At 52.9% G+C, this 4248-nt stretch carries 2 protein-coding genes and 4 tRNA genes; 4 read left to right on the top strand and 2 right to left on the bottom strand.

Annotation, left to right across the window (positions count from 1 at the left end):
• Positions 1–551: 551 nt before the first annotated feature.
• Positions 552–2009, top strand: a complete 1458-nt coding sequence (locus tag PLD04_09085) for a DASS family sodium-coupled anion symporter (protein ID HXK68484.1) — start codon at positions 552–554, stop codon at positions 2007–2009.
• Positions 2010–2011: 2 nt separating this feature from the next.
• Positions 2012–3007, top strand: coding sequence for an AIR synthase-related protein (locus PLD04_09080; GenBank protein HXK68483.1), 996 nt, complete (start codon positions 2012–2014; stop codon positions 3005–3007).
• A gap of 167 nt (positions 3008–3174) precedes the next feature.
• On the opposite strand, the gene PLD04_09075 is transcribed toward PLD04_09080, so the two are convergent.
• Together PLD04_09075 and PLD04_09070 are read right to left on the bottom strand one after the other, a co-directional pair.
• A tRNA-Leu gene (locus PLD04_09075) sits at positions 3175–3259 on the bottom strand.
• A gap of 476 nt (positions 3260–3735) precedes the next feature.
• Positions 3736–3811, bottom strand: a tRNA-Cys gene (locus tag PLD04_09070).
• 106 nt (positions 3812–3917) lie between these two features.
• Between PLD04_09070 and PLD04_09065 the strand changes: the two genes are divergently transcribed.
• Both PLD04_09065 and PLD04_09060 read left to right on the top strand, forming a co-directional pair.
• Positions 3918–3990: transfer RNA gene (locus PLD04_09065), tRNA-Lys, on the top strand.
• A 24-nt stretch (positions 3991–4014) separates the two neighbouring features.
• A tRNA-Glu gene (locus PLD04_09060) sits at positions 4015–4092 on the top strand.
• Positions 4093–4248: the final 156 nt, after the last annotated feature.

Raw genomic sequence — 4248 nt, 5'->3', positions numbered from 1 at the left:
AGATTCCCTACCGTTCCAATTAAAAACAGAATCGTTTTTCAGTGGACCCTATTTAATGCGCGAAGATAGATCCAGGATGACGGTGCAGGAGCATATCGGACGACTTCCGCCATGACGGTGACAGCCAGGGGTCGATAAATCGAATAGAAATGCGTCCATAAAAGAGTTAGCAATTCACCATGAGATGCTTGGAGGAATGGATCAGATTTCAACGCAACTATGATTGTTGACTCATCCCATACATCGGAAATGCATCCATTTAAGACCACCCCCCCCCAAATAAATACAATAACTACATTATATAATATAAAAATATAATTACTAAAACTCTTTATGTATATTCTATTTATCATTTTAATGATAATATTTTCTCCATACATATATTTTGCAGCCCCTGCAGAAAAGCTTCTTCAGGTAGAAAAACAATTTAATACAACACTGACTCGCAATACAGCCAATCCTCCCGAACACCAAAGAATCCCTCACAAGGTTAGTCTATCAGATTTAACATCATTCTTGATTCCCCTGGACTTTCGCGTTATGGTGTTGTCATGACACGCCGTGTCGTCGGATTGGTCCTGGGTCCCGTTCTTTTTTTCACCGTTCTTCTTTCCCCCATCTTTCCTACCCTCACATCGGAACCCCGCAAGACTCTCGCCTGTGCCCTCCTGATCGCGACATGGTGGATCACAGAACCGATTCCAATAGCCGTAACATCCCTTCTGCCCCTCTTCCTCTTTCCCGTTTTCGGCATCATGCCCTCTGCCAGAGTCGCTCCCAACTACACCAACCATCTTGTCTTTCTCTTTCTGGGAGGATTTGTCCTGGCCGCCGGGATCGAGGCCGTTGGACTCCACAGGAGGATCGCCCTCGTGACCCTCCGTTTCATTGGAGGCAGCCTTCCCAGAATTGTTCTTGGATTCATGCTTGCCACCGCTTTCCTTTCGATGTGGGTATCCAACACGGCCACGGTTCTCATGATGCTGCCTATCGCGATGGCCGTTCTTAAATTGACCGGAGATCACCTTGATGGAAGTGCCCAGAAGAGTCTGGGCACGGTTCTCATGCTGGGTATCGCCTACAGCGCATCCATCGGCGGAATCGGAACCCTGATCGGTACGCCGCCCAATATTGTTTTTTCGGGGCTGGCCCAGAAGCTTCTTCCCAACCATCCTGAAATCACCTTTACAGGCTGGCTGGCCATTGGCCTCCCGGCTGTATTTCTTCTTCTCCCCATCGTCTGGCTCTATCTCACCCGGTTCGGAGGTGCGACCTCACTCTTCTCCCAGAAGCTTCCAAATGAAATCCGGACGGCTCTGAACCGCCGGTATGCCGATCTGGGTCCCATGGACTCCAGGGAAAAGGCCGTATTGATTGTCTTTCTATTCACTGCATTTCTATGGATCACGCGGTCGCCAATCCAGATGGGCAGCCTCACGATCCCCGGCTGGTCCTCCCTATTTCCATGGAAGAGCTTTCTCCATGACTCGACCGTCGCGATCGGGGCCGCCGTCGTCCTCTTTTTGATTCATATCGGCGGGAAGCCCATCCTCCAATGGCAGGAAACCGAAGACCGGATCCCATGGGGCGTTCTTCTTCTCTTTGGCGGCGGTTTCGCCCTGGCTGAAGCCTTCCAGCAGAGCGGTCTTGCCTCATGGTTCGGGGACTGTCTCTCCGGTCTGGGTGCCCTGCCGACACTTCCTCTTGTCTTTGCAGTCGTGTTGATCATGGATCTATTAACCGAGGTCACCTCAAACACGGCCATCACGGCGACGATGCTTCCTATCGTCGCCACCACGGCCATGGCTATCGGGAAAGATCCCCTTCTCCTGATGATCGGTGCCACACTCGGAGCTTCCTGCGCCTTTGCTCTTCCTGTAGCGACGCCCCCGAATGCCATTGTCTTCGCTTCGGGAGAGGTTTCAATCCAACAGATGGCAAAGACCGGGATTTTCGTGGATCTCATTGCAGCCGTTACCCTTACTGCCGTCGTACTTGTGATGGCCTGACCATGAGGCTGAAGACCGGAAAGCTTCCCCCTGAGATTCTGGCAGCCTTCACAAAAACCCTGAACTTCCCCTCCAACCTGATCGTGGAACCGGGTGTTGGCGAAGATGCCGCCGTGATTGTCGACGGAAACCGGAACCTGGTGGTGGCCTCCGATCCCATCACCTTTGTCTCGGACCGTGCCGGCTATTATGCCGTGGTCGTTAACGCCAACGATGTTGCCGCTACGGGAGCCGAACCTGAATTTTTCTTTGCAGTAGTTCTGCTTCGAGCGGGAGCGCAGTGTTCGGAGGCGGAGCACATCCTGACGGACATCGCAACAACCTGCACGGAAATGAATATCTGTCTTGCCGGAGGTCACACAGAAATCACCCACGATCTTCCCATGACCGTGATCTGCGGGACCTGTATCGGATGGACCGCCAGACCCCTGCCCAGCCGGGGTGTGAGGGAAGGAGATCTGATCCTGCAGGTTCGCCCCATCCCCCTGGAGGCCATTTCGATCCTGGCAAGGGAAAGACATGACTCTCTGGTGAAGAAGGTGGGCAGTCATGCTGTCGAAGAGGCGAAAGCCGTGCTTTTAAACCCTGGAATCAGTGTTGTGGATGAAGCACGAATTCTCGCGGCAAATGAGGGCGTGCACGCCCTCCATGATGTGACCGAGGGTGGGATCGCCGGAGGGCTATGGGAAATCTCCAGGGCCGCCGGAGTTCAGCTGAATATCGATCGAGAGACGATCCTTATCCATCCCCTCTGGGAAAAAACCGGGGCACAGTTCAACCTGCCGGTGATGGAAACGATAGGATCCGGCTGTCTTCTGGCTTCAATTGACCCGGATTACCTGGAAGAAACGGGAAAGATCCTTACAGACAGAGGGATGCCGTGGTCCGTGATCGGACATGCCTCCCAGGGAGAAGGCGTCCGGATGAATGGAAAAGAATTTCCCTGCCCCGAGCGAGATGCCATCACAGCACTCTGGGAATCTGAACCGATTGAATAATCGGGAACAGTTCCGGAGATGGACTTGTTCCAAGTTCCAACTCCCGAGGACCTGCCTTCGCAAACCCACCCCCATCCTCATCAGCTTCGGCAAGGCAGGCGAGTCCGGCAATTAACCTGGTAGCAGATCACAAATGAGTCTGGGAAGAAATTCAAAGGGAGAAGTCATGCCGGAGACCGGACTCGAACCGGTACAGGATTAAATCCCGAGGGATTTTAAGTCCCTTGCGTCTACCCATTCCGCCACTCCGGCAAGGAACAATCATTATAGTGCAGGCTTGAATGAATCACAATATCCCGAGGGATTTATCCCGGGGGATTTGACCTCCGGATGCCCCGGAGGCGGACCGAAGCAGCGCCGTAGAGTGGCTGTCCGGCAAGGAAGGCGACCGAAAAAACCGGAGGCGTATCTGAAAGATACATCGAGGATTTTTGATTGAGCCTGACGAAGCCGGGGAGGTGCTATCCGGGGATGAGGCGGTGCGAGTTGGGGGTGTCCGGAGGTAGTCCCTTGCGTCTACCCATTCCGCCACTCCGGCAAGGAACAATCATTATAGTGCAGGCTTGAATGAATCACAATATCCCGAGGGGTATTATCCTGCGTCTACTCGCAACAAATCTTAACCCAGCCGAATTTTTCAGCATGTCCGCTAAAATTTAGGGTGGATTTCAAAACCTATGGAAATGACAGGCCCGGGGAAAAAATCTGAATCAGGAAAAGGGATGGATTGGAGGCGACGAGCGGATTCGAACCGCTGGATAGAGGTTTTGCAGACCTCCCCCTTAGCCGCTTGGGTACGTCGCCTGCCGTGTCATCATAGTCGATTCATCTATCCTTGTCAACCGGAGTTCCGTCGAATCACGTCCGGGGGTAGTCACCGGAAAAAAGTTCTGGTATACTTCCCCCTGCCGGGCCGTTAGCTCAGTTGGCAGAGCATCTGCCTTTTAAGCAGAGGGTCGCTGGTTCGAATCCAGCACGGCTCATTCCGGCATTGAAGTTCATTCAGCGTCGCCATCGTCTAGCCAGGCCAAGGACACCGGCCTTTCACGCCGGCAACACGGGTTCGAATCCCGTTGGCGACGCCATTCTGTTCTTCTTTTATTAATATTTCTTCTTCACTAACGTTCAATCACAGCTACCATGGCAAACGGGGGCTGCCGCCGTCCTCCAGGGATTACCTGCTGGGGTAAACTCGGATGGAGACGCCAGTTTGTACATCCTTAAATAAATAACTTCTTCAT

It is taken from the genome of Thermoanaerobaculia bacterium (genome assembly GCA_035593605.1).
Taxonomy (GTDB): domain Bacteria; phylum Acidobacteriota; class Thermoanaerobaculia; order UBA2201; family DAOSWS01; genus DAOSWS01.
This window is presented reverse-complemented; position numbering and strand designations above follow the sequence as displayed.